The organism is Delftia sp. WSY_22 (assembly GCF_043104185.1).
Taxonomy (GTDB): Bacteria; Pseudomonadota; Gammaproteobacteria; order Burkholderiales; family Burkholderiaceae_C; genus Comamonas; species Comamonas tsuruhatensis.
In genome coordinates, this window is sequence record NZ_JBICKN010000023.1 from 45,316 (window position 1) to 68,640 (window position 23,325).

Consider the following 23,325-nt stretch of genomic DNA (forward strand, 5'->3'; position numbering starts at 1 on the left):
CCATGGCGCTGTCCACTCTGCACAACGTCCGCTTTGCGGGCATGGCCAGCTGCATACCCCGGCGCGAGATCTCCAATCTGGAGGATTGCCCGCCCTCGCAGCGCTCCGAACGCGAACGGCTGGTGCGCAACATCGGCATCCATACCCGGCGCATCTGCCCGGAGTGGCAGTGTTTCTCGGACCTGGCCTTCGTGGCCGCGGAAAAGCTGCTCGATGAACTGCAGTGGCAGCGCGACGAAATCGACGTCCTGATCGTCGTCACGCAATCGCCCGACTATCTGATCCCCGCCACGGCCATCATCCTGCAGGACCGGCTGGGACTGGCGCACGGCACGATCGCCTTCGACGTGAACCTGGGTTGTTCTGGCTACCCGTTCGGCCTGCACATGCTGGGCAGCATGATCTCGGCAGGAGGCCTTAAAAAAGGCCTGGTGCTGGTGGGAGACAAATCCGCGACCATCATGGATCCCCTGTTCTCGGACGCCGGCACGGCCACGGCGCTGGAGTTCGACGCCAGTGCGCCTCCCATGTATTTCGACCTCAACAGCGATGGCAGCGGCTACAAGGCCATCATGCTGCCCGCTGGCGGCCACCGCGAGCCCTACGGAATCGAACACGTGATCCCCAAGCGCGATGAGCATGGCTTCCTGCGCCTGCCCGCCGACCTGGTGCTTGACGGGCCGGCGGTGCTGAGCTTCTCTACCCAGCGTGTGCCGCCTGCCGTAGAACGCCTGCTGGAGTACTCCCAGGTGGACAAGGAGCAGATCGATCACTTCATATTCCACCAGGCCAACCGGCTGATCAACGAGACCATTCGCAAGAAGCTGCGCCTACCCGCGGAGAAGGTTCCAAGCACCCTGCATGACCTGGGAAACACCAGCGGCGCCTCGCTGCCTGTCACCCTCACCGCACGGCTGCACGAACAGCTGGATGGCGCCAAGGCGCGGCTGCTGCTGAGTGGCTTCGGCGTGGGCCTGTCCTGGGGAACCGCCATCGTGGACGTGGACAAGGCACGCTTTCCTGCAATGACCGAAGCATGACTGCCAACGATCCCTTCTCCCTGGCAGGCAAGCGCATCCTCGTGACGGGTGCATCGTCGGGCATTGGCCACCAAACAGCGATCTCCTGCGCCAGCCAGGGCGCCACACTGATCATCACGGGCCGCAATGCAGAGCGGCTTGCCCACACGGCAGGCCTGCTCGCAGGCGATGGCCATGTCAGCGTGGTCGCCGATCTCACCCAGGCACAGGACATCAGTGCGCTTGCGGCCCAGGCAGGCTCGATCGATGGCGTGGTCCACGCAGCCGGCATCTCTAAGCTGGTGCCGTTGCGCATGGTCAAGCAAGCCCATCTGGAAGAGATGTTCGCGCACAACACATACGCCCCGATCCTGCTGACCAAGGAATTGCTGGCCAAGCGTCTGATCCGGCCCCACGGCTCCATTGTGTTCATCAGCGCCGTGGCATCCCACATCGGGCCACTGGCCAGCAGCGGGTACTCAGCCAGCAAGGCAGCCCTGCTCGGCGCCATGCGTTCGTTGGGCCTGGAGGTTGCCAAACAAGGCATCCGCGCCAATTGCCTTGCACCGGGATATGTGCGCACCCCCATGCTGGACGGACTGTCCGCAGGAGGCGTGGATACCGAGGAATACGCCAAGCTCGCCCCGCTTGGCATGGGAGAGCCGCAGGACGTCGCACTCGCAGCAGTCTTCTATCTGTCCGACGCCAGCCGATGGATCACCCGGAACTACTTCACTATTGACGGCGGCCTGACGGTTTCCATGGATGTCTTTGCATGACCCAAGCTGCGCACGACCCATTTTCCCTGCAGGGCAAGACCGTGCTGGTCACCGGCGCTTCATCGGGCCTGGGCAGGCAAATTGCCATTTCCTGCGCCCGGCGCGGTGCCCGAATCATCGCCACGGGGCGTGACCGCCAGCGCCTGCAGGGCACCTTCGACCTGCTCGAAGGCAGCGGCCACCAGCAGATCGAAGCCAACCTGACCGATGCGCAGGACAGGACAGCCCTGGTTCAGGCAACGCCGCGGATCGACGGCCTGGTGCACTGCGCAGGCCGCCAGATGCTCAGCCCCATACGCCAGCTGCAGGAGTCCCTCATGACGGAGATGTATGCCATACATTTCCTGGCACCCGTCATGCTGACCCAGCAGCTTCTGATCACGAACAAGCTGGCGCCCGCAGCCTCCATCATCTTCATGCTCTCGACGTCGGCCCACATCGGCACGCGTGGCGTGGGACCCTACTCCGCGATGAAGTCGGGGCTGCTGGGCATCATCCGTTGCCTGGCTGTGGAGCAGGCCCGGCATCGCATGCGGGTCAACGGAATCTCTCCCTCGGTCGTACCAACGCCCATGTGGGGCGATGCGGGGCAGAACGAACAGCTTCAGGCGCAGGAGGCCCGGCACCCCCTGGGTCTTGGCAAGCCTGAGGATGTGGCCAATGCCGCCATTTATCTGCTGTCCGATGCCAGCCGCTGGGTCACCGGCACCAGCTTGGTCATGGACGGCGGCGTCGTTCTTTGACATGTCAGCACCCCGTTGAAGGAGGAGCCATGCGCTCACGCATGTATCCCGGTTGCTACCTGGACGAGAGCATCTTCCAACGTGAGCAACGCAAGATATTCCGCAAGGTCTGGATGTTTGCGGGGCTCAAAATGCTGGTGTCGGAGCACAACGCCTTTCTCACCCGCAAGATTGCCGGCATTCCAGTGGTCATCCAGAACTTCCACGGTGAACTGCGGGCCTTCGAGAACGTCTGCCTGCATCGCAGCGCTCCCCTGCAGACCGGGCCAGTGGGCCGGCGCCCCCTGGTCTGCGCCTACCACGCGTGGCGCTATGGGGAACAGGGCCAGGTGGAGCATATTCCTGACGGCGATACCCTTTATCGCTTCAGCAGTGAGGAACGATGCGGACTGAAGCTTCGCCAGTTTGCACTGCGCACGGTCGGTAACCTGCTGTTCGTCAACCTGGACCCCAACCCCTTTCCACTGGAAGAACAGTTTTCCCCGGAATTCATCGCTTCACTGGAGAGCAGCTCCGAAGCCTATGACAGCGAAGTCATGGTGACCACATGGCACGGGAAGTACAACTGGAAGCTCGCCTACGAGAACCTGCGCGACGCAAACCACGCCCGATTCGTTCATCCGGGGACATTGACCAAGACCGTGACCTTCGCCCCCCAGGTGAACGAGTCGCTGCTTGCCGAGACAGCGAAGCCGCTGCAGGACACCAGCCAGCAGGGATTGCGCCAGCAATTGCGCCGCCTCAGCAAAGGCGGCATGGATGCGCACATCAGCCGCATGCAGCGATTCGGCTGGCATGACCTGGTGCAACGCTGGGGCGCAGAGGATGCCTACTACAACTGGCTGGCCTACCCCAACCTTCACATCGCCAGCGCCAACGGGGGCCACTCCTTCATTCTGGAATACCACACGCCCCTGACACCGGACACCACCAGCATGGAGGTCTATCGCTTCTCGGCCCGCAAGAAGCAGGCTTTCACGTATTCCCATGCCGTGCTTCTGGCGGAAATGCATGCCAGCAAACTGGTGCTTGCAGAGGATGTGGACATCATGGAAAAAGTCCAGGCTTCCCTGCACCCCGACGCCCCCATTGCGACGCAAGGCGCCTACGAAGGCGACAACCGCCTGGTGGAACGCTGGTACCGCCACCTGATGGAGGATGGCAATGGCCTGTAAATGGATCATTGGCGCCAGCGCCTTCCTGGACGTGGCCTGTGAGGCCTGGCGTCAGGCCTGCCCCGGACTGCAGGTGGAAAGGATCCATGTGCAGCAAGACGCCCTCTACGAGTTCGATCTGGGGGTTCTGGACGCGCTTTCACCGGAAAAGGGGACGGCCTTCATTGCCTTCGACGAGCGATTTGGCAACTTCAAGCGCATGGAACTCATGGCAGCCGCCCAGGTACGGGGGCTGCGGCTTGATCCCTATATCAGCCCACGCGCCATGCTGGCCGCCGACGTGAGCGTGGGCATCAACACCTTCGTGGCGGATGGCGTCATCATCGGGTCCGGCAGCCGCATCGACGCCAACTGCGTCCTGCTGCCCGCCACGAATATCGGAAACGGTGTGGACATCCAGTCATCTTGCTGGCTGGAACCTGGCGTGATGGTGGGAGATGGCGCACGGATCTCGGCGCAGTGCACCCTGCGCAGCGGGGCCTTGATCGCGCCGCGCATCCACATCGGCCGCGAGTGCGAACTGGGCTGGCCCCGGCGCTATGACACGGACATCGCCGGCAAAACCGTTTTCGATCCCCGCTACGACGAACCAATCCGCACCTACGGATCGTGAAGGATAGGCCCTGCGCAGGGCGGGCCTGCCGTGTCCGGCCGCGCACCTGTTGCGTCAATCGATTTTGCGTTGCCAGAATTCCCGTACCGACACATCCAGGGCACTGATGTCGCTGGCGCGCTGCAAGGCAAATTCCTGATCCTGCATCATCTCGTCCCAGTCGCTTTGCCGAAAGCACATCTCGCTGGCCATCTTCACGTTGAACAGGGGTATGAACTTGTACGAAAACCAGTCCAGCCGGGAGTTGATCGGCAGCAGACGGTCATGTGCAAAACGATAGGAATCCTTCAGCGTCTCGGCGGCAAATCCCAGGCTCCTTGCATAGGACTTCCACAGATAGCTTTCCATGGTGACATCGGCCAGCTTCTGGAAATGCATGCCGGCCGAATGCTCGATATCCGCCTCGGACAGGCGGTCTTCCGGCACGGACCACAGCCTCACCATATCTTCCGTGCGCGCCAGCATGGTCTTTTCGGAAAAATGGAAAGGCACGTGGCGCCAGCCTGAGCGCAGATCGATGGCTATTTTTCCCTTGTTGCGTCCACCAGCAAAAAAATGCTGGATGGCCTCATGGATGCTGGAGCCCGTCAGGAGATTGTCACTGCGGCAACGCACGGCGTACTCGATGCCTTTTTGCGCCAGATGCTCCACGCCGAGGCGGGCGGACCGCGCAATATAGTTGGTGTTGTGCCGTCCCTTGTTTTCCGGCTGTGCCACCAGAATCAGCGCATCCAGCCATGGACGGCAGCGATCGAGCAGTTCCCTGGGCTGATGGTCCCAGGTCACCATGCACTGGTAGGCCGAAGGAAAGCGCATGCGGTTCCACGCCAGCACCTGGGGCGTGAAGTCAAAGGCCAGACCCTGTACAAAAATACCGGCTTTCGGTGTGCCCTTGAGGCTTCGCGCCATGCTGAGACCGTCCATCAGGCGCTGCCGTTCCTGCAGCTCGTCCATCAGGGGCACATCTCCCACATCCAGCTCCACTGCACGCATTACCTTGAACTTCCGGAACTCCCCGTAGGTGATCTCGCTCAATCGCTCCGAAAAATCGTATGAAAACACCAGAATCAGCGTGTTCTCTGGATCCTCATTCATCAAGGCTTCGGGAGATCTGACCTCCGCGCCGTTCAAAACCCTGCCCTGATTTTCCTGCCAGGGGCAAACCGTATATTCAAGCTTTATACGACTGCTGATCAGCGGATAGTATTTCTTGAAGAACTCTCCCGCACCCCAGCCCACGACTCGCAGTTTGGCGATGTCCAGATCCGGATATCTGAGCAGGACCCTTTCCAATGAACCAATTATTTCAGCCATGCGGTTTCACCCCATGCATTTCCAATATATCCTCCACAGCAAAAGCGGTCATACCCGATCGCCCCGCTGAACCAGGTGACCATAACGCTGACGCCCGGCCTGCGTGGAAAGCAGATAGTTCAAATAATCGAGGTCCTCTTGATAATCTATATCAAACCTGCACTGGCGTGTCTGTACTGCATAGCCAATCCTGCCCCCCAGAAAATTTGAATCAAATCCATCAGGCATATTAAAGAACTCACCCGAAAATATCCGGTATGCAGGCGCACAATCCTGCCGCCGGATCATGGATCTTCCCTGAAAATCAGAGGTCACAGGGTGAATGCATTCATTGCGCACATTGAATATCCGCGGATCTTCTGGCGTCACTACGCAAACCGAACTGTAATTACCCGAAATGAATTTCCCGTATGCCTCCACAAATGCCGCCTGCTCGCGCAAGGGATGCGTAGGCCTCAGCCAGACCAAGCTGCGAGGCAGTTCGATATCTCTCGACTTCGCCTGCACTGACAGATCCAGCAGGATGTCTTCCTCCATGGACAGGTCTGCGGATGCGCTTTCAGAGCGCAGGAATGGAACATAGGCCCCATATTTTTCGCCAATTTCAGCGTACTCCTGGCTGTCCGTGGAGAGAACGACCTTGCTGACAAAAGGCAGGCTTTTTGCAAATAGTATGGAATGCGCCAGCAAAGGCAAGCCATTGAGCTGCGCGATGTTCTTTCCGGGAAAGCCTTTGGAGCCGCTTCTAGCAGGCACCACGGCCCATAATTCATGGATGCTGGTCAATTTTCGATTTCCTCAAAGCGCATTCAGACAGTATTTTTCCTGAAATATTTATGATGTTCACTCTGGTTGATCTTCTTCACACCAGAGCCCAGGATCATTTCGGCTTCCCGAATATGATCCACATAATCCTTGAATGCTGGCGTGGACAGATCGACCGCCACAGCATCAAAATGCGCCCACTCCGTGTTCCCCATCTTGACGTGCTTCTCCACCATCCTGGCGCCGGCCGCCACCGCGAGGGCTGAGGCCTTCCATCCCATGTCATGGCTGGAGTAACCGGGGATGATTCTGGGGTCAGCTCGTGCCATTTCACGGTACCGGTGCACCACGGCCACATTGCAATCTTCCAGTGGCGTGGGATATGCCGAATTGCATTGCAGCAGGTACAGTCGCTCGCAACTCTTGAATGTTTCTAGCACAAACTGCTCATAATCTGCACCGGTCATGCCCGTGGAAAGAACCACCGCGCCACGGTAGTTTTTCGCCACATATTTCAGGTAATCATGGTGCTCTGAAATCGTGGATGGCAGCTTCACCATGGGCATTTCCGAATCCATCTCCAGCATGAAGTGGAAGGATTTCTCATCCAGCACGGAAGCAAACCATCCCATGTCGAGGCTGCGGCAGAGCTGGTCCAGATAGCAAAAATCCTCCCTGCCCAGCTCGATCTGATGGCGGTAGTCCGCAAACGTCTTGCCAAAGGGAGAGACATAAGGGGATGACAGCTGCTCACGGGTATAAAAACTCTGCACATCCCTTTTTTGCACCTTGACCAGGTCGGCGCCCGCCGCCTTGCTGGCCCGCACCATGTGCTCCAGCCGGCCGCGGTCCCCGAAGTGATTGGTGGTCAGCTCCGCCACGATCGCCACTTCGTAGCCATTGCGCCCAGAACTCGCCTTTCCCAGGCTCTGGTTGAGATCCTGCGGGGTCAGCGCACTGAAAGGCCGGCTTCCCACATGCAACATGCGCACATTGGAATCCCTCAGAAAATACAGCGCATTGATGAAATAGAACTCCTGAACAGAAATACGAATGGATTTCTGCTCTTCGCCCTGAGGAGAATAATCATGCGTAATCGATCTGCTGTATCCAGCCGAGGCGTCGAAATCAAAACCGACAAAGTAGACATTCTGCCGACGCCGCCGGATACCCGCCACTTCACGGGCAATCTTCAACGCGGTCAGCAGCAATATGTCCTCGATCACAACGGGAACACTCATGAACCGCTGCATGAGGAGTTCCGAAGATTCCTGCGTCAAGGGCACATGCGGAACATGGATGACCTTTCGCCCCGCCGGTGCAAACCCCGGCAATGAAGTCACATAGGCATGCGAACGGCATCCCTGGGCCACGATGGCATCACCCGCCCATTCTTCCCTGAATACCGTGATATCTGCCGGGCATATCTGCTCCGCATCATTCACGGCGATGATCAGCGATTTTTTGATCAGCCCGGTATCCACCAGATCGGCCGAGGAGCCTTTTCCCAGAATGAAGATATTGTCATCGCTGTATGTCGATACGATATTTTCTATCTGGCTGGAGAAATTTCCCATCGAATACCTCATCGTCTACGAACACTGTGCAACCATTTTCCAAGGCCAGCATGAGCCCGGGCATCAAATCCCAGGCACAGGCGCCTTTCGGATTGATGAATCTCTTGAACGACCCCGTGATGACGCTGTGAAGGTTGTATACCGCGCATCCGGTCACTCTGTACTCGCCAGCCTCCCGGATGCCCTGGAGAATGGATTCGTCGAATGACGAGGAAAACCCCGTGATCCGTGACTGGCGCGCAATCACCTTGTCGCCCGTGATCAGGCGCTCACCCAGCTCTGGCAGCATCAGCGCGCTGCCCAGGTGCTGCCCGCCTGCCCAGACGCTCAAGCAAGAGCCCCATTCCTTGAGGCCGGAGCAAAAATTCTCGGTTCCGTCAATGGGGTCCATCAACACCACATAGCCGCCCATGTCCACGGCGCTGTGGTCATGCGATTCCTCGCCGACAAAAACCACTCCGTCCAGCCGCTGCCGAAGCCAGTCTCCGATCAATCGTTCAATGAAAATGTCGGCCTCGGTCACCGGGCTGCCATCTTTCTTGTACCGGATGCTGTAGCGTCTTTCGAAGATGGCCGGCAGGGCCGACTCGATCACATCGCAAGCGTCTTCGAGCAAGGCTCGCATGTTCATACGCATCTTTCACTCATGAGAGTTCGGTGCCGCGCTCGCAGGAAAGACTTGCGTCACGGCTTCAGACGGTGCCATAGATCCTGACCGTTGAAGGGAACAGCGGATCGACGAAACTGCCATCGGGCAGAGATTGGGTGTACGCGCCGGCAATACCGATGGCACAGTGGCGGCCTACTTGCAGACCCGCAGCGATGTGCACATCACCTGCGACCACGCTGTGCGAGCCCAGTGTGGTGCCTCGACCGATGCTGGCGCCGGGGCCTACCCAGGCGTTGGCTCCCAGCCGGGCGCCAGCCTCGATGCGTGCGGCATCGCAGATGACAGTGTTGTTGCCGATCTGCACGCCATGGGCGATGACGGCGCTCGCCCCGATCCAGCAGTTTTCCCCGATGCGCACGCCATCGGCCACCGCTGCCGAAGGATGGCGCAGGCTGAGCGCACGAAATCCCCCGAGACGAAGCCTCATATAGATATCCAGGCGCGCATGGTTCAGGGCTTGATCGTCGATGGCCGTGAAGATGCGCAGGCCCGAAGGGTCCTGTCCCTGCAGCATCGCCATTGCCTGGTCGGCGACCGCGCCCTCGGGCGACAAAGGCATCAATCGCAGCGTGCCACCCGCCGCCAGTGCAGGTGCACAGGCGACGATGTCATCGAACAAGGTGCCGTGGCCCATGAGGGCCATCGCGACAGATGGTGCCTGGGTCATTGCGAACGCCCCATGAGTTGGCGGTAGGCCATGGCCACGCGGTGCAGTTGCACTTCGTAGGCGCCATGCCTGGCCACCGGGCCGGCTGCATGCAGCCCGCGCTGCAGTGTCTCAAGAATCACCCTGTCTTCGTCCAGCACACGCTTTTCGATCTTCATGTGCTCCCAGAGAATGGCCGGCATCGCCGCCAGGCGCTGGAGAGGCCGCGCAGTGGCCAGGGTGAAGCGCACGTCCGTGCGTGCGGGTGCCACAGGGTCGAACTGCTGGATCAGAAAGAAGTAGCCTCCGACCGAGATGAAGTTGGTGTTGGGGTAGAGAAAGTAGTTGTAGTAAACATCCTTGTCGCCAAAGCGGTCCACCGATCCGTGCCACGCACTGCGAGGCAGCTTGAGTGGCGTCTCCCGCAGGAAACTCAGGTCCTGCAGATCGGCCTCCTGCGCCGGGTCCGCCTCGGGCGCGACACTCAGTTCGTGCAACGCGCCTTTTTCCATCAGCGGCCGGAAAGACTGCGGATGGACGAAGGGCACGTGGTTGTAGTCCAGGACATTTTCAAAGTTGAGCTTCCAGTTGTAGGCCGCTGGCATCGCGCAATGGATGGCCTGCGCGCACATATGTCCGCTGCTGTCGGCAAGGGATTGCAGCAGTGCGGGCCCGAACTGCTGCTCTATCGGCAGCGGGTCCGCATCGAGGTTGACGAACAACAGATTGCCGATGCAGCGGACAGCGAACTCATCGAGACACAGCTGTTCACGCCGTGCATCGCCGTAATGGTAGAGGCGGTGCTCACCCGGCAGGCCATGAACGTGGCCCGTGTTGTCGTAACTCCAGCCGTGGTAGCGGCAGACCAGGCGGCGGCAGCCATATTCCTCCATCTGCAAAGGAGCCTGCCGGTGGGCGCACTGGTTGCGAAAGGCCTTGATGGCGCCATCAAAGTTCTGGACGACAACGGGTACGCCACCTATCTGGCGGGTCAGAAAACTGTCCGGCTTGTCCAGCAGCGTGCGCAGCCCGACAAAGATCCAGAGCTTGCGGAAGATGCGCGATTGCTCCTGCGCAAAGACGCCGTCATCGATGTAGTCAAGCTGTGAAAGTCCTGGATACATGGATGGCTAGCGGAACGAGAAGGGCTTGGCGGGATTCCCGAAGACCGTGATGCCGGGTGGCACGTCGCGGATGACGACACTGCCAGCTCCGATGACCGCACCGTCCCCCACCTTGATGCCCGGCAAGATGGTTGCATGAGGATGGATGGTGACGTTCTCACCGATCTGCGCGCCCCCGCCAATGAACACAAAGCTGGCAATGGTGGTGTACGAGCCCACCTGCACGTCATAGCCGATGATGGTATTGGCCAGCACAACGACAAAGTCACACACCCGGCTATCGGGTCCGATGGAGACATGGTGTTCGAACAGACAGCCCATCCCCATCTCCACACGGTCTGCGGTGTACAGACATGGTTTGAGGTTCATGAAATACGCGCCCTGCTCCAGCAGGGGCTGCGCATATTTTCGGCGCGCGACCGGGTCACCGAGAGCGCACACGATGATCTGGGATGGCTCGTAGCGGAACGTCATCGGATCACCCAGGATCGGCAGCTCCGGCACCTGCTTGAGGCCCTGGCGTCCGTCCAGGAACCCCTTGATGACCCACTCCTTGCCATATGCAGGGTCCGCTAGCGCAACCGATGCCATGTTGCGACCGAAACCACCGGCATTGATGATGTAGACGTCTCTCATAACGAAGCTCTGTCTGGAAATAAATGAATTGCGCAGGGCGCTCCACTGCTGCGGGCCGCGCTGACGAGTTCAGCACGCACCGGCCACCCACTGTCTGACGCTCTCCCGCACACGCTGCTGCTGCGCATCGGACATGCCGAGAAAAAAGGGCAGGCCCAGCAAGGTGCGCGACAGCTCCTCAGCATGCGGGGTGTGCAAAAGCCTGCATTCGCGCCGCAGCACCGGCATGTCCTGCAGCAGTGGCTGATACCAGCGCCGTGTCGTGATGCCCGCTTGCCGGCACTGCTGCTCCAGCGCGATGCGTGCCTGTTCATCCGGCAGCTGCATGCAAATCACGGTCGGGGCCACCATTTCGCCTCCCGGACCGGGCTTCTGCCAGACCAGTCGATTGCCTGCCAGCCGCGACAACTCCTGCACCATGTCTGCATGCAACGCCTTTCGCTGCCGCGCATGCTGCTCCCAAACGTTCAGCGAGGCCAGGCCAATGGCTGCGTGGTATTCGCTCATCTTGGCATTGGTGCCGATACTGGCCAGCGCGCCCACCGGCAGGCCCGCCGAGGCATCCAGATTGATACCGAAATTGGACAGCTGGCGCACTTTGCCGGCCAGGCCAGGACGGGTGGAAACGACCAGCCCGCCCTCTCCGGCTGGCAGACTCTTTGTCGCATGCAGGCTGAAAACCAGGGTGCCCTCAGCCCCCTGGAGCCATTGGCTGCCGTAGGCTGCTGCGGCATCGACAACGACGGGAATGCCCATGTCTGCCTCGAATTGCCCCCACGCCGGCATGTCATGCGGCATGCCGAATGTTGTCACCGGCATCACGGCATCGATGCGTGTCTCCCGGCAGGCCTTGCGTGCCATATCCGGCGTCAACAGCCAGCTGTCGGGGTCTACATCGGCCAGCACCGGCACGTGGCCTGCGCGTACCACAGCGGTCGCGGTGGCCACAAACGTGAATGCAGGCAGCAGGACATGCGATCCCGCTGCAAGATCCAGCGCCTGCAGCACAAGTTCGAGCCCCTGTGTTGCATTGGCCACGGTGGTAATGCCCTCCGTCGACACGTCAAACTGGCTTGCGAACTCGGACTCCAGCTCCCGCACCAGCGGGCCGAAGTTCGAATAGTGTCGCGTTGCATGCATACGCTCCAGCCACGGCATCAGCACCTGGGGCGCGGGCATGTCAGGTACCAGCAAGGGCACCCAATCCAGTTCAGGCAGGCAGCTCATGCGGCGGCTTCCACCTGAGCCAGGCGCTGATCGAGGTCGGCGCGCACGTTCAATGTCTGCGGGTCGTTCTGAAGCCAGTTGAGCCACATGAAGCGATAGGCCTTCTCCAGATCGGCTGTGCGTTCGGAATAGTTCATCAAAATGCTGGCCTCGAGCTTGCGGCGGCTGACCTGCCGGTGATGCAGGAGACGTTGCGGATCGTCCATGAGGCGCAATGCCGCCTGCACATAGCCGTCAACGTCCTTGGTGATTTCACCGCCGAATCCTATGCCCCGCAATGCACTGGCCGTGGAAGCCTCCACACCGCGGACTGCGTCCAGCGTCACGATGGGCAGTCCCATCCACACCGCATGCAAGGTCGTGGTGCCGCCGGAAACCGGCGAGGTGTCCAGCGCCACATCGGCGATATGCCCCAGTTCCATGAAGCCATTCAGCGGCTGCTGGTGCAGCACGGACACACGGTCCAGCGGCAGGCCGGCGGCCTCCACACGTGGCTGCATATGGGCCTGCGCCGCATCGGGATCCTGCTCCTTGACCATGATGATCAGGCGCGCGTCCCTGCGTTCCTGAAGGATGCGGGCCCAGACTGCCAGCATCTCGTCGGTGAGCTTGGCAGAGTTGTTGAGCGAGATCAGCGTGGGGTAGCCGTTGCGCAGCATGGGAGGGTCTTCGCACAGCGGCGAATACTCGGGCGGCGCATAGCTGGCCATGCAGCGCAGTTGGAACAGCTTTTCCGAATAGTGGGGAGCATGGCTGGGCGGCGCTATGGCGCCATCCACCAACCGGTAATCCATGGCCTTCATCCCCAGCGTATGCATATAGCCCAGCCAGGTCACCTGCACGGGCGCGGCGCGGCGGGCGAAGACTTCCAGGCGGTGGCCCAGGGTGAAGCCGGACAGGTCCACCAGCACATCGATGCCGTCGGCGCGGATCTGTTCGTAGAGCTGGTCGTCGGTCTGCTCGACCACATCGTGCCAGTGCGGCACCAGGGCGCGCAGCTTTGCGGTCATCGCGTCGGGGCGGCCGCTGGAGTAGACGTGGATCTCGACGTTGTCCGGGTTGTGGTGCTCCAGCACGGGCCGCATGAAGAAGGCCACCGAGTGCTGGCGGAAGTCGGCCGTGACATAGCCGACCTTGAGCTTCTTGCGCGGGTTGCGATCGCGCGGGGGAAAGGGCTTGGCGTTGCGGGTCAGCGGGTCGGCGAAGCGCCGGCCCCAGTCACGCGCCACTTCCAGGGATTTGAGCGGGTCGCTGCTGGTGTGCGAGTGGATGTAGGCCCGCGTCATCCAGTGCGTGTTCTCGTTCTTGGCATGGCGGCAGGCGTCGTCGATCAGGTCGCAGGCCTCCTGCCTGCGGCCCGTGCTGAACAGGGCCAGGGCCAGCAGGCGCTGGGCGTTGGGCATGCGGGGCTCTATCTCCAAGGCCATCTGCAACGCTTCCATGGCCTGTGGCCAGATGCTCATGCGCACGTAGACAAAGCCGATGTGCAGCCAGACCTTGGAGTTGCGCGGCTCCCGGGCCACCAGCTGCGCCAGCTCCGACAGGGCTTCGAGGAACTGCGCGCGATCGACCATGGCGCGGATGCGGGTCAGCTCGCTGTCGATGCTGGGCGGCTGCGCAGGGGCTGCAAAAGCGTTGGCAAGGGGTGAAGATGGCATGGCGGTGGAGCAGAGGAAGTATCAGGCCGGCCCGCGGTCGGCACGCTTGTGCGCGCGGTGACACAAAGAATAAAACTGTGCCGACTATCCTCGCATGCGCGCCGCGCGATCCACCGTTAAGCGCCCGCCTTGCAAGATTCAAACAGGCACCGATTTGCCGGCCTTTTCAGGCTTTTGTCGCGCAGCGGCGCGTTTACACCTTCATCTCAGGGCTCTCAAGTATGGATGCCTGCGGCCGATAGCTTGACAAGCCATGGGTTCGTCGATGGCCGCCACCCCGCCACGGCCCAGTGTCAAAACAAGCGCGCATTTCCAAGCCAGTTCCGACTTTTCCATCGGGACACCTCTGACAGAATCCACTCCCATGCTTGTCATCATCGGATACATCGTCGCCTTCGGTTGCATCTTCGGCACCTATGTGCTGCACGGGGGCAACGTCCAGGTCATTCTCAAGGCACTGCCTTTTGAAATGATCACCATTGGCGGCGGCGCCATCGGCGCCTTCATCGTGTGCAACCAGCCCAAGGTGCTCAAGGCCACGGCCAAGGCCATCCCTGGCGTGATGAAGAGTTCGCGCTACACCAAGGCCCGCTTCATGGAGCTGATGGCCCTGCTGTACGAGATTCTGCAAAAGGCCCGCAAGGAAGGCCTGATGTCCATCGAAGGCGATGTGGAGGCACCCAACGAGTCGCCCATCTTCACCAAGTACCCCGAGCTGCTGGCGGACCACCATGTGGTGGAGTTCCTGACCGACTATCTGCGCATGATGGTGTCGGGCAATCTCAATTCCCACGAGATCGAGTCGCTGATGGACAGCGAGATCGAGGCCCACCACGCCGAGGCCCATGCCCCCGTCAACGCACTGACCCGCCTGGCCGGCGCCCTGCCCGCCTTCGGGATCATTGCGGCCGTTCTGGGCGTGGTGAACACCATGGGCTCGGTGGGCCAGCCTCCTTCGGTGCTGGGCGGCATGATCGCCTCGGCCCTGGTCGGTACCTTCCTGGGCATCTTGCTGGCCTATGCGCTGGTGGAGCCCATGGCCGGCCTGGTGGAGCAGCGCGCCCAGGACGCCGCCAAGGAACTGGAGTGCATCAAGACCACCTTGCTGGCCAGCATGCAGGGCTACAACCCCGCCACCGCCATCGAGTTCGGCCGCAAGGTGCTGTTCTCTACCGAACGCCCCGGTTTCCTGGAGCTGGAAACCCACGTCAAGGGCAAGAAGTAATCCTGCACCCAGCAGCGTCAAGCCATGGCAGAGAAAAAGTTACAGCCGATCATCATCAAGCGCGTCAAGAAGACTGCGCATGCGCCCCACGGCGGCGCCTGGAAGATCGCCTATGCCGACTTCGTGACCGCGATGATGGCCTTCTTCCTGCTGATGTGGCTGCTGGGCTCCACGGCCAAGGGCGAGCTGCAGGGCATCGCGGCGTATTTTTCCTCGCCGCTGAAGGTGGCGATGGCCGGCGGCGACGGTGCAGGCAACAGCTCCAGCGTGATTCCCGGCGGCGGCAACGACCTGGCCAAGGTGCACGGCCAGGTACGGCGCTCCGAGGCGGCCGACAGCTCCAACCGGCGCACCAGCGTCGATTCGGGCCGCGCCGATCAGGCCCAGGTGGACTCCAACCGCATCAAGGCGCTCAAGGCCAAGGTGGACGCGATGATTACCAGCAATGCGCGCCTGAACGAATTCCGTTCGCAGATCCGCACCGACGTGACGCCCGACGGCCTGCAGATCCAGATCGTGGACGAGCAAAACCGCCCCATGTTCGACAGCGGCAGCGCCCTGGTCAAACCGTATATGCGCGACATCCTGCGCGAGGTGGGCGCGGCGCTGGCAGGCGCGGAAAACCGCATCAGCCTGTCCGGCCACACCGACGCGGCCCCTTACGGCAATGCCGACCGCGGCTACAGCAACTGGGAGCTGTCGGCCGACCGCGCCAACGCCTCGCGCCGCGAGCTGGTGGCCGCCGGCATGCCCCTGAACCAGCTGGCACGCATCACGGGTCTGGCCAGCAGCGACCTGCTGCTGCCCGACGATCCGCGCGCGCCCCAGAACCGGCGCATCACCATCACCGTGCTCACGCAGGAGGCCGAAAAGCGCCTGCTGGGCCACCGTGGGCCCGTGACGCGCAACGCCTTGCCGCCGTCATTGGCCGGCGGCAGCGGCGGCACCGCGAATGCAGCCACAGCCGAAGCCACGGCCGGCGAGACCGCCGCGCAGCCCGCTGCCGCCGCGCCCGCAGCCGCGCCTTCGGCGCCCGCGTCACCTGATCGTGTAACAAATTAAGGTTTGAGCCCGATGCTGCCGAAAAGCAGGAAAATTCCCACATTGCGCCAAGAAGGTTTCATATTGTTACCATCGCGGCGGATTCTTACCAGTACCGAGCACCTACCGACCGAAAGGGCCTCACGTGGCTAATGCCCTGCGTTTTTTGATCGTTGACGACTTCTCCACCATGCGGCGCATCGTGCGCAATCTGCTCAAGGAGAGCGGCTTTCCCGAAGCCGATGAAGCCGAAGACGGCGTCGTGGCACTGCACAAGCTGCGCAACAGCAAGTTCGATTTCGTGGTGACGGACATCAACATGCCGAACATGAACGGCTTCCAGCTGCTCACCGAAATCAAGCAGGACGACAAACTCAAGCACCTTCCCGTGCTGATGGTGACGGCCGAGGCCCGCAAGGAGGACATCGTGGCAGCGGCCCAGGGCGGTGCGGCAGGCTACATCGTCAAGCCCTTCACCAAGGCCACGCTGGAAGAGAAAGTCAACCTGATCCTCAAAAAGCTGGGCCTGTAGGGCGCGCGCCATGAGCAACCCGGATGTCCCCGACAGCGTCCACTACAAGGTAGGCGTTCTCACACGCCAGCTGCATGACTCGCTCAACGAGCTGGGCTATGCGGACCGATTGCGCGGCAGCATGGGAGAGCTGCCGGATGCGCAAAGCCGCCTTTCCTACATTGCGCGGCTGACCGGAGAGGCCGCCGAGAAGGTCCTCAACCGTGTCGAGCTGGCCAAGAGCCAGCAGGACCGGCTGGCCGAGCGCGTGCGCGCCATGCGCGCGCAGCTGGTCGAGGATCCCGTGGCGGCCGTGGCCAAGGGCCGGGTGATGAACTTCCTCGAAGAGGTCGAGCAGGACACGCAGCAGGCCGATGAGCACCTCACCGAGATCATGATGTCCCAGGACTTCCACGATCTCACGGGCCAGGTCATCGCCCGCGTGGTGTCGCTGGCCGCCGACCTGGAGGACCAGCTGGTGCAGCTGCTCATCCAGACCTCGCCCAACCCGCAGCAGACGGCGCTGGAGCCGCTGGAAAAGCCCAAGGAGCACCTGGCCGGCCCCGTGGTCGATCCCGAGAAGACACCCGATGTGGTGACTTCACAGTCCCAGGTGGACGATCTGCTGGCCAGCCTGGGGTTCTGACACACCCCGGGGCGCCATGCGCCTTTGCATTTGCATTTGCACGGCAACCCTTCCCGCTGCGGGGCAAGGGTTTGCCAGCGTGCCGCTGCCTGCCGCACCACACCCCAGACAGCGCATAAGCGCCGCTTGAGCCCTGCTTATCGGGGCTTCGCCCATCCGGCTTGTTCCGACAATGACGCAAATCCTTCCGTCATTGCGCCATGGACTCCAGCCAAGACAAAAACCTGCCAGCCACCGAACGCAAACTGCAGAAAACGCGTTCTGACGGCCAGGGTGCGCGCTCCCGGGACCTGTCCCACCTGGCCATCCTGGGCACGGGCGCGCTGATGATGCTGATGGGCGCCGAGCCCCTGATCCAGCACCTGCGCATGGCGCTGGCCCAGCAACTGGCGTTCGACGCGCACACGGCCAAGACCCCGGCCCTGATGATGGAGCGCATGCTGTCCATGGGCAGCCTGGGCCTGAAGATTTCCCTGGGCGTTGCCGCCGTGACCACGGCCGCGGCCGTGCTGTCGGGCATGCTGGCCGGCGGCTGGATCCTGAGCCTCAAGCCCATACAGCCGCAGTTCAACCGCCTCAACCCGCTGTCGGGCCTGACCAATCTGTTTTCCAAGCAGCAGATGGTGACCGTGGCCAAGATGGTGGCGATGACGGCCATCCTCTCCTTCGTGGCCTGGAAGTTCCTGAGCAGCCACATCGCCGAGATCGCCGCCATCTCCTCCCAGCCTTCGGCCATGGCGCTGACCATGACCGGGCAGTGGCTGGCCAGCGGCGTGGCCCTGCTGCTGCTGGTGGTGTTCCTGATGGCCGTGATCGACGTGCCGCTGCAGGCCTACCTGTTCAAGTCGCGCCTGAAGATGAGCCACGAGGAAGTCAAGCAGGAGCACAAGGAGTCCGACGGCAACCCGCAGATCAAGAGCAAGATCCGCCAGAAGCAGCGCGAGATCGCCGACCGCGCCAGCGTCAACGCCGTGCCGCGCGCCGACTTCGTGGTCACCAACCCCACGCACTATGCCGTGGCGCTGCGCTACGACGAAAAGACCATGGCCGCCCCGCAGGTCATCTCCAAGGGCACGGACCTGGTGGCGCTGAAGATCCGCGAGGTCGCGGGCGCCCACAAGATACCGGTGCTCGAATCCCCGATGCTGGCGCGCGCCCTGTACGCGCACGCCGACCTGGACCAGGCCATTCCCGCCGCGCTGTACACGGCCGTGGCCCAGGTCCTGGCCTATGTCTACCGCCTGAAGGCCGCGCTGCGCGGCGAAGGCCCCATGCCTGGCGATCTCGGCGAACCCGCCGTGCCCGCCGAACTCGATCCGCACCAGGGCCGCCGCGCGCCCGCCGCCGCGACCACTGAAGGTACTGCTCCATGACGACGAATCCGCTCCAATCCCTGCAATCGATGTGGTCGGGCGAGAACACCAGGTTCGCCCAGGGCCTGATGGCGCCGCTGCTGGTGGTGGCCATCCTGGCGCTGATGGTGCTGCCGATTCCGCCGTGGCTGCTGGACACGTTCTTCACGCTGAACATTGCCGTGGCGCTGATGGTGATGATGGTGGCGGCCTACATGATCCGGCCGCTGGACTTTGCGGCCTTCCCCTCGGTGCTGCTGCTGACCACGCTGATGCGCCTGTCGCTGAACGTGGCCTCCACCCGCGTGGTGCTGCTGGAAGGCCACACCGGCCCCGGAGCGGCCGGTGCGGTGATCGAGGCCTTCGGCCACTTCCTGATCGGCGGCAACTTCGCGGTCGGCCTGATCGTGTTCGCCATCCTGGTGGTGATCAACTTCGTGGTGATCACCAAGGGTGCCGAGCGTATCGCCGAAGTCTCGGCCCGCTTCACCCTGGACGCCATGCCCGGCAAGCAGATGGCCGTGGATGCCGACCTGAACGCCGGCCTGATCGACGAAAAGGAAGCCAAGCGCCGCCGCGCCGAGGTGCAGGAGGAAGCCAACTTCTTCGGCTCCATGGACGGTGCCAGCAAGTTCGTGCGCGGCGACGCGGTCGCCGGCATCCTGATCCTGGTGATCAACATCATCGGCGGCTTCGCCATCGGCATGATCCAGCACGGCCTGTCGGCCGGCCAGGCCGCCGACAGCTACATCCTGCTGGCCGTGGGCGATGCGCTGGTCGCACAGATCCCCGGCCTGCTGATCTCGGTGGCCGCGGCCATGGTGATCTCGCGCGTGGGCAAGGAAACCGACATGGGCCAGCAGATCGCGCAGCAGCTGTTCATGTCGCCCAAGGTGCTGGGCATCACGGCCGGCGTGCTGGGCCTGCTGGGTGTCATTCCGGGCATGCCCCACGTCGTGTTCCTGAGCACGGGCGCACTGCTGGGCTGGCTGGCCTGGATGCTCTCGCGCCGCCAGCAGGAACGCGCCGCCCAGCAAACCCAGGCCCCCGCCCCCGTGGCCGCGCCCAGCGACGGCGAAGCCACCTGGGACGACCTGCAGCCCGTGGACCTGCTGGGCCTGGAGCTGGGCTACCGCCTGATCACCCTGGTGGACAAGGGCCGCCAGGGCGACCTGCTGACCCGCATCAAGGGCGTGCGCCGCAAGTTCGCACAGGAAGTGGGCTTTCTGCCCCCGGCCGTGCATGTGCGCGATAACCTGGAGCTCAAGCCCAGCGCCTACCGCATCACCCTGCGCGGCGTGATGGTGGGCGAGGGCGAGGCCTTCCCCGGCATGTTCCTGGCCATCAATCCGGGCGGCATTAGCACCCCGCTGATCGGCACCCAGACCACCGACCCGGCCTTCGGCCTGCCCGCCCACTGGATCGACGAACGCCAGAAGGAAGCGGCACAAATGGCAGGCTTTACCGTGGTTGATTCGGAAACCGTGATGGCCACCCATTTGTCACACTTGATGCAAGTGCATGCCGCCAAGCTGATCAGCCGTACCGAGACGCAGCAGTTGGTGGAGCATGTGGCCAAGCTGGCTCCCAAGTTGATCGAAGAAGTCATTCCGAAAATGGTGTCCATCACGACGTTCCAGAAAGTGCTCCAGCTGCTGCTGGAAGACTCGGTGCACGTCCGCGACATCCGCACCATCATCGAGACGCTGGCCGAGCACTCCTCGACCACCCAGGACCCCGTCGAGCTGGCCCGCCGCGTGCGCATTGCGCTGTCGCCGTCCATCGTCCAGCAGATCTACGGCCCGACCCGCGAGCTGAACGTCATCGCCATCGAGCCCGGACTCGAGCGCCTGCTGGTGCAGGCCCTGTCCAACCCCGGCGCCCCCTCACTGGATCCCGGCGTGGCCGAGATCCTCACCCAGAAGGCGGCCGACATGGCCAACCAGCAAGAAGAGCTGGGCCTGCCTGCCTGCCTGCTGGTCCCCGATTCCATCCGCAACTCCATTGCCCGCCTGGTGCGCCGCGTGGCGCCGCGTCTGCAGGTTCTCGCCCACAGCGAGATCCCCGAGACGCACACCATCCGCATCGGCTCGATTCTTAAAGGTGCATCCGCATGAACATCAAACGCTTCTACGCCCCTACCTCCCGCGAGGCCCTGGCCAAGGCGCGCATGGCTTTCGGAGCGGGCACCCTGATCCTGTCCAACCGCAGCACGCCCGACGGCGTCGAGGTCATGGCCACGGCCGAGGACACGCTGGAGCACAGCAAGGCCGCCGCCAGCAGCACGCCGCTGCAGCAAGCCATCGAGCGCCGCTCGGCCGAGGAGACCACGGGCCTGCGTCCCCAGCTGCAGGCCCAGCTGATCCAGGCACATACCCAGCCGCGCACGGCACAGCAGGCTTCGCCGGCGCCCTCACAGGCGGCTTCGCTGGCAGCCTCGCTGTCGGCAGATGGTGCCGAGCCCGCCGGCCTGCGCCAGAGCGTGCAGGAAGACACCGAGCAACTGGCCATGAGCACCCTGTCCTTCCAGGACTACGTGCGCGAACGCATGCTGCGCCGCCGTCACGAGGCCGGCGTCGACGAGCCCCTGCCCAGCTTTGCCCAGCGCCGCAGCCTGGGCGACGCCCTGCGCGAAGCGCCGGCCGCCGCCCCCATGGCCGCACAGCAGCCGTTCAAGGCACAGCCCGCGCCTTCCGTGGCCCGCCACAATCCGCTGCGCGCCAGCGCCGAGGCGCCGCTGCGCGAGCCCCTGCGCAGCGAACCCGCTCCAGCCATGGCCTCCCAGGCGCTGCGCGATGAGCTGCAGTCCGTGCGCGACCTGATCGAAGAGCGCTTCAACACCCTGACCTGGCTGGGCCAGACGCGCCAGAACCCCATCCACGCCAATCTCACGCACAAGCTGATCCGCGCGGGCTACTCCCCCGTGCTGGCCCGCGCCCTGGTCGAGCACATGCCCCAGGACCTGTCCGCCGGCGACGCCGTGCGCTGGCTGATGCAGGTGCTGGAACGCAATCTGCGCACCGACGCCGGCCAGGAGCCGCTGTACGAGCAAGGCGGTGTCTTCGCCCTGGTGGGCTCCACCGGCGTGGGCAAGACCACGACCACGGCCAAGCTGGCGGCCCTGTGCGCGGCCAAGTACGGCGCCTCCAGCGTCGGCCTGATCACCCTGGACACCTACCGCGTCGGCGCCCACGACCAGCTGCGCTCCTACGGCCGCATGCTGGGCATGGTCGCCCACCTGGCCCATGACCGCGCCGCGCTGCAGGACCTGCTGGGCCTGCTGGCCAACAAGCAGCTGGTGCTGATCGACACCACGGGCGTGGCCCCGCGCGATCCGCGCAAGGACGAAATCCTGGACCTGCTGGACCTGCCCGGCGTGCAAAAGCTGCTGGCCGTGAACGCGGCCGGCCAGGGCGATGCGCTGGACGATGTGATGCAGGCCTTCAAGGCACGCGGCTCCAGCCAGGCCATCCTCACCAAGGTGGACGAGGCCGTGAAGCTGGGCCCCTCGGTGGACACGCTGATCCGCCACCAGATGCAGCTGCGCGGCGTGACCAACGGCCAGCGCGTGCCCGAAGACTGGGAGCGCGCCGATGCGCAGCAGCTGGTCTCCGCCTCCATGCGCGCCTCCACCCGCTCGGCCTTCGATCCCAAGGCGCTGGACCTGGACTTCTTCTTCACCCCGTCCAGCCCCAGCACCATGGACAGCGAGGTCAGCCATGCTTGAGACCTACCCCCAACTGCACCAGGGCCTGGGCCTGCACGGCCAGCCCGGCGCCGCAGCACCGTCCAGCCTGCGTGTGCTGGCCATGCTGCGCGACACGGCGGCCGACCCTGAAGGCCAGTCCGAGCAATCCCTGCTGTGGCCGGTCTGCGCCAGCCTGCAGCGCCTGGGCATGCCCGTCCTTGTGCTCGATGCCAGCCAGGGCGAGGCGGCCGACGCGCCTGGCCTGGCCCAGCTGCTGCAGCAAAGCGCCTGGCAGGCCCGTACCGGCCTGCACCCCGACCCCCGCCACAGCTCGGTGGCCGTGCTGCCTGCCCGCCAGGGCCTGGAGCTGCTGCCCCTGCAGGCACGGCAAGCCGGCATGACGCCCATGCAATGGCTGCAGCGCCATGTGCGCGGCTATGCCATCGTCATGCTGTATGCCGATGCCGACACGCTGGCCCGCAATCTGCCCGGCCAGGCCGTGCACCCGCTGATGGTGCTGCCCGAACACGGTCCCCGCGTGCTGGGCTGCTACCGCCAGCTCAAGCAGCTGGCCGTGCATGCCGGCCTGCGCTGCCTGCTGGCGCCGCTGCTGCCCGGCGCTGACCCCGTGGATGTGACCAGCTACGATTGGCGCCGCGGACAGACCGGTGCCCGCAGCCAGGCCGAGGATGCGCAACGGCGCCAGTCACAGATCGACGCGCTGCTGCGCTGCGCACAGCGCCATCTGGGCCACGCGCCCGGGCTGCTGCCCGTGCGCCTGCACCATGCACCGGACCTGCAGCGCCTGGCGCTGCAGTTGCTCAACCATGCGGGCAGCGTATTGCCGCATGGCGGCCAGGACCTGGCCGCCGGCTACGCACCGCTGCCTGCATCCCATGCCTGGAGCCACTGACTG

At 63.2% G+C, this 23,325-nt stretch carries 22 protein-coding genes; 13 read left to right on the forward strand and 9 right to left on the reverse strand.

The genetic code is table 11. The features are described from left to right. Nucleotides 1–2: 2 nt before the first annotated feature. From ACF8NF_RS13120 to ACF8NF_RS13140, 5 genes are all read left to right on the forward strand, one after another. Nucleotides 3–1,040 (forward strand): ketoacyl-ACP synthase III, encoded by a 1,038-nt coding sequence (locus ACF8NF_RS13120; protein ID WP_123695320.1) that lies wholly within the window; start codon nt 3–5, stop codon nt 1,038–1,040. Further along, entirely contained in the window at nt 1,037–1,798 is a 762-nt protein-coding gene (locus ACF8NF_RS13125; RefSeq protein ID WP_313283885.1) for an SDR family oxidoreductase, read from the forward strand. Before ACF8NF_RS13120 ends, ACF8NF_RS13125 begins: the two co-directional genes overlap by 4 nt. Further along, entirely contained in the window at nt 1,795–2,541 is a 747-nt protein-coding gene (locus tag ACF8NF_RS13130) for an SDR family NAD(P)-dependent oxidoreductase (RefSeq protein ID WP_123695324.1), read from the forward strand. The genes ACF8NF_RS13125 and ACF8NF_RS13130 overlap by 4 nt, the downstream gene beginning before the upstream one ends. 29 nt (nt 2,542–2,570) lie before the next feature. Beyond that, nucleotides 2,571–3,716: an aromatic ring-hydroxylating dioxygenase subunit alpha gene (locus ACF8NF_RS13135; protein WP_392450707.1), complete on the forward strand. Its 1,146-nt coding sequence runs from the start codon at nt 2,571–2,573 to the stop codon at nt 3,714–3,716. 88 nt (nt 3,717–3,804) lie between these two features. Continuing rightward, nucleotides 3,805–4,329 (forward strand): UDP-3-O-(3-hydroxymyristoyl)glucosamine N-acyltransferase, encoded by a 525-nt coding sequence (locus ACF8NF_RS13140; protein WP_312840971.1) that lies wholly within the window; start codon nt 3,805–3,807, stop codon nt 4,327–4,329. Nucleotides 4,330–4,383: 54 nt separating this feature from the next. Here the strand turns inward: ACF8NF_RS13140 and ACF8NF_RS13145 are convergent, their stop codons facing one another. The 9 genes from ACF8NF_RS13145 to ACF8NF_RS13185 form a co-directional block, all read right to left on the reverse strand. Continuing rightward, the gene (locus ACF8NF_RS13145; protein ID WP_312840972.1) at nt 4,384–5,643 is read right to left on the reverse strand and encodes a WavE lipopolysaccharide synthesis family protein; all 1,260 of its coding nucleotides are present in this window, start codon (nt 5,641–5,643) and stop codon (nt 4,384–4,386) included. A 48-nt stretch (nt 5,644–5,691) separates the two neighbouring features. Further along, nucleotides 5,692–6,429, reverse strand: a complete 738-nt coding sequence (locus ACF8NF_RS13150) for an acylneuraminate cytidylyltransferase family protein (RefSeq protein WP_312840973.1) — start codon at nt 6,427–6,429, stop codon at nt 5,692–5,694. 23 nt (nt 6,430–6,452) lie between these two features. Then, nucleotides 6,453–7,985: an N-acetylneuraminate synthase family protein gene (locus tag ACF8NF_RS13155; protein WP_312840974.1), complete on the reverse strand. Its 1,533-nt coding sequence runs from the start codon at nt 7,983–7,985 to the stop codon at nt 6,453–6,455. Beyond that, complete coding sequence (locus ACF8NF_RS13160; RefSeq protein WP_313283882.1) at nt 7,933–8,616, reverse strand: inositol monophosphatase family protein; 684 nt, start codon at nt 8,614–8,616, stop codon at nt 7,933–7,935. Before ACF8NF_RS13160 ends, ACF8NF_RS13155 begins: the two co-directional genes overlap by 53 nt. Before the next feature lie 61 nt (nt 8,617–8,677). Then, the gene (locus ACF8NF_RS13165; protein ID WP_312840976.1) at nt 8,678–9,322 is read right to left on the reverse strand and encodes a DapH/DapD/GlmU-related protein; all 645 of its coding nucleotides are present in this window, start codon (nt 9,320–9,322) and stop codon (nt 8,678–8,680) included. Beyond that, complete coding sequence (locus ACF8NF_RS13170; protein WP_312840977.1) at nt 9,319–10,425, reverse strand: aromatic ring-hydroxylating dioxygenase subunit alpha; 1,107 nt, start codon at nt 10,423–10,425, stop codon at nt 9,319–9,321. The genes ACF8NF_RS13165 and ACF8NF_RS13170 overlap by 4 nt, the downstream gene beginning before the upstream one ends. Nucleotides 10,426–10,431: 6 nt before the next feature. Further along, a complete protein-coding gene (locus ACF8NF_RS13175) occupies nt 10,432–11,061 on the reverse strand; it encodes an acetyltransferase (protein WP_313283880.1) in 630 nt (209 codons plus the stop codon). A gap of 69 nt (nt 11,062–11,130) precedes the next feature. Next, nucleotides 11,131–12,288, reverse strand: a complete 1,158-nt coding sequence (locus ACF8NF_RS13180; protein ID WP_312840979.1) for a DegT/DnrJ/EryC1/StrS family aminotransferase — start codon at nt 12,286–12,288, stop codon at nt 11,131–11,133. After that, complete coding sequence (locus ACF8NF_RS13185; protein ID WP_392450708.1) at nt 12,285–13,946, reverse strand: glycosyltransferase; 1,662 nt, start codon at nt 13,944–13,946, stop codon at nt 12,285–12,287. Before ACF8NF_RS13185 ends, ACF8NF_RS13180 begins: the two co-directional genes overlap by 4 nt. A gap of 364 nt (nt 13,947–14,310) precedes the next feature. On the opposite strand from ACF8NF_RS13185, the gene motA reads away from it, so the two are divergent. The 8 genes from motA to ACF8NF_RS13225 all read left to right on the forward strand — a co-directional run bounded on the left by motA (nt 14,311) and on the right by ACF8NF_RS13225 (nt 23,322). After that, nucleotides 14,311–15,171 (forward strand): flagellar motor stator protein MotA, encoded by an 861-nt coding sequence (gene motA, locus ACF8NF_RS13190; RefSeq protein ID WP_016449292.1) that lies wholly within the window; start codon nt 14,311–14,313, stop codon nt 15,169–15,171. Nucleotides 15,172–15,195: 24 nt separating this feature from the next. Next, the gene (gene motB, locus ACF8NF_RS13195) at nt 15,196–16,233 is read left to right on the forward strand and encodes a flagellar motor protein MotB (protein ID WP_212646611.1); all 1,038 of its coding nucleotides are present in this window, start codon (nt 15,196–15,198) and stop codon (nt 16,231–16,233) included. Nucleotides 16,234–16,357: 124 nt separating this feature from the next. Continuing rightward, nucleotides 16,358–16,744 (forward strand): chemotaxis response regulator CheY, encoded by a 387-nt coding sequence (cheY, locus tag ACF8NF_RS13200; RefSeq protein WP_012202534.1) that lies wholly within the window; start codon nt 16,358–16,360, stop codon nt 16,742–16,744. A 10-nt stretch (nt 16,745–16,754) separates the two neighbouring features. Further along, nucleotides 16,755–17,369: a protein phosphatase CheZ gene (locus ACF8NF_RS13205; RefSeq protein ID WP_016449290.1), complete on the forward strand. Its 615-nt coding sequence runs from the start codon at nt 16,755–16,757 to the stop codon at nt 17,367–17,369. Nucleotides 17,370–17,569: 200 nt separating this feature from the next. Further along, nucleotides 17,570–18,742 carry a flagellar biosynthesis protein FlhB gene (locus tag ACF8NF_RS13210; protein ID WP_016449289.1) on the forward strand — a complete coding sequence of 391 codons (1,173 nt, stop codon included), beginning with the start codon at nt 17,570–17,572 and terminating at the stop codon, nt 18,740–18,742. Continuing rightward, entirely contained in the window at nt 18,739–20,838 is a 2,100-nt protein-coding gene (gene flhA / locus ACF8NF_RS13215) for a flagellar biosynthesis protein FlhA (RefSeq protein WP_016454350.1), read from the forward strand. The genes ACF8NF_RS13210 and flhA overlap by 4 nt, the downstream gene beginning before the upstream one ends. Further along, entirely contained in the window at nt 20,835–22,448 is a 1,614-nt protein-coding gene (flhF, locus tag ACF8NF_RS13220) for a flagellar biosynthesis protein FlhF (RefSeq protein ID WP_016449287.1), read from the forward strand. Before flhA ends, flhF begins: the two co-directional genes overlap by 4 nt. Beyond that, entirely contained in the window at nt 22,441–23,322 is an 882-nt protein-coding gene (locus ACF8NF_RS13225; protein ID WP_392450709.1) for a hypothetical protein, read from the forward strand. Before flhF ends, ACF8NF_RS13225 begins: the two co-directional genes overlap by 8 nt. Nucleotides 23,323–23,325: the final 3 nt, after the last annotated feature.

What these genes read in the sequence shown, in the direction of transcription:
- ACF8NF_RS13120 (WP_123695320.1), top strand. Translation starts at nt 3, where the DNA reads ATGGCGCTGTCCACTCTGCACAACGTCCGCTTTGCGGGCATGGCCAGC.
- ACF8NF_RS13125 (WP_313283885.1), top strand. Translation starts at nt 1,037, where the DNA reads ATGACTGCCAACGATCCCTTCTCCCTGGCAGGCAAGCGCATCCTCGTG.
- ACF8NF_RS13130 (WP_123695324.1), top strand. Translation starts at nt 1,795, where the DNA reads ATGACCCAAGCTGCGCACGACCCATTTTCCCTGCAGGGCAAGACCGTG.
- ACF8NF_RS13135 (WP_392450707.1), top strand. Translation starts at nt 2,571, where the DNA reads ATGCGCTCACGCATGTATCCCGGTTGCTACCTGGACGAGAGCATCTTC.
- ACF8NF_RS13145 (WP_312840972.1), bottom strand. Translation starts at nt 5,643, where the DNA reads ATGGCTGAAATAATTGGTTCATTGGAAAGGGTCCTGCTCAGATATCCG.
- ACF8NF_RS13155 (WP_312840974.1), bottom strand. Translation starts at nt 7,985, where the DNA reads ATGGGAAATTTCTCCAGCCAGATAGAAAATATCGTATCGACATACAGC.
- ACF8NF_RS13160 (WP_313283882.1), bottom strand. Translation starts at nt 8,616, where the DNA reads ATGAACATGCGAGCCTTGCTCGAAGACGCTTGCGATGTGATCGAGTCG.
- ACF8NF_RS13165 (WP_312840976.1), bottom strand. Translation starts at nt 9,322, where the DNA reads ATGACCCAGGCACCATCTGTCGCGATGGCCCTCATGGGCCACGGCACC.
- ACF8NF_RS13170 (WP_312840977.1), bottom strand. Translation starts at nt 10,425, where the DNA reads ATGTATCCAGGACTTTCACAGCTTGACTACATCGATGACGGCGTCTTT.
- ACF8NF_RS13175 (WP_313283880.1), bottom strand. Translation starts at nt 11,061, where the DNA reads ATGAGAGACGTCTACATCATCAATGCCGGTGGTTTCGGTCGCAACATG.
- ACF8NF_RS13180 (WP_312840979.1), bottom strand. Translation starts at nt 12,288, where the DNA reads ATGAGCTGCCTGCCTGAACTGGATTGGGTGCCCTTGCTGGTACCTGAC.
- ACF8NF_RS13185 (WP_392450708.1), bottom strand. Translation starts at nt 13,946, where the DNA reads ATGCCATCTTCACCCCTTGCCAACGCTTTTGCAGCCCCTGCGCAGCCG.
- motA (WP_016449292.1), top strand. Translation starts at nt 14,311, where the DNA reads ATGCTTGTCATCATCGGATACATCGTCGCCTTCGGTTGCATCTTCGGC.
- motB (WP_212646611.1), top strand. Translation starts at nt 15,196, where the DNA reads ATGGCAGAGAAAAAGTTACAGCCGATCATCATCAAGCGCGTCAAGAAG.
- ACF8NF_RS13205 (WP_016449290.1), top strand. Translation starts at nt 16,755, where the DNA reads ATGAGCAACCCGGATGTCCCCGACAGCGTCCACTACAAGGTAGGCGTT.
- ACF8NF_RS13210 (WP_016449289.1), top strand. Translation starts at nt 17,570, where the DNA reads ATGGACTCCAGCCAAGACAAAAACCTGCCAGCCACCGAACGCAAACTG.
- flhA (WP_016454350.1), top strand. Translation starts at nt 18,739, where the DNA reads ATGACGACGAATCCGCTCCAATCCCTGCAATCGATGTGGTCGGGCGAG.
- flhF (WP_016449287.1), top strand. Translation starts at nt 20,835, where the DNA reads ATGAACATCAAACGCTTCTACGCCCCTACCTCCCGCGAGGCCCTGGCC.
- ACF8NF_RS13225 (WP_392450709.1), top strand. Translation starts at nt 22,441, where the DNA reads ATGCTTGAGACCTACCCCCAACTGCACCAGGGCCTGGGCCTGCACGGC.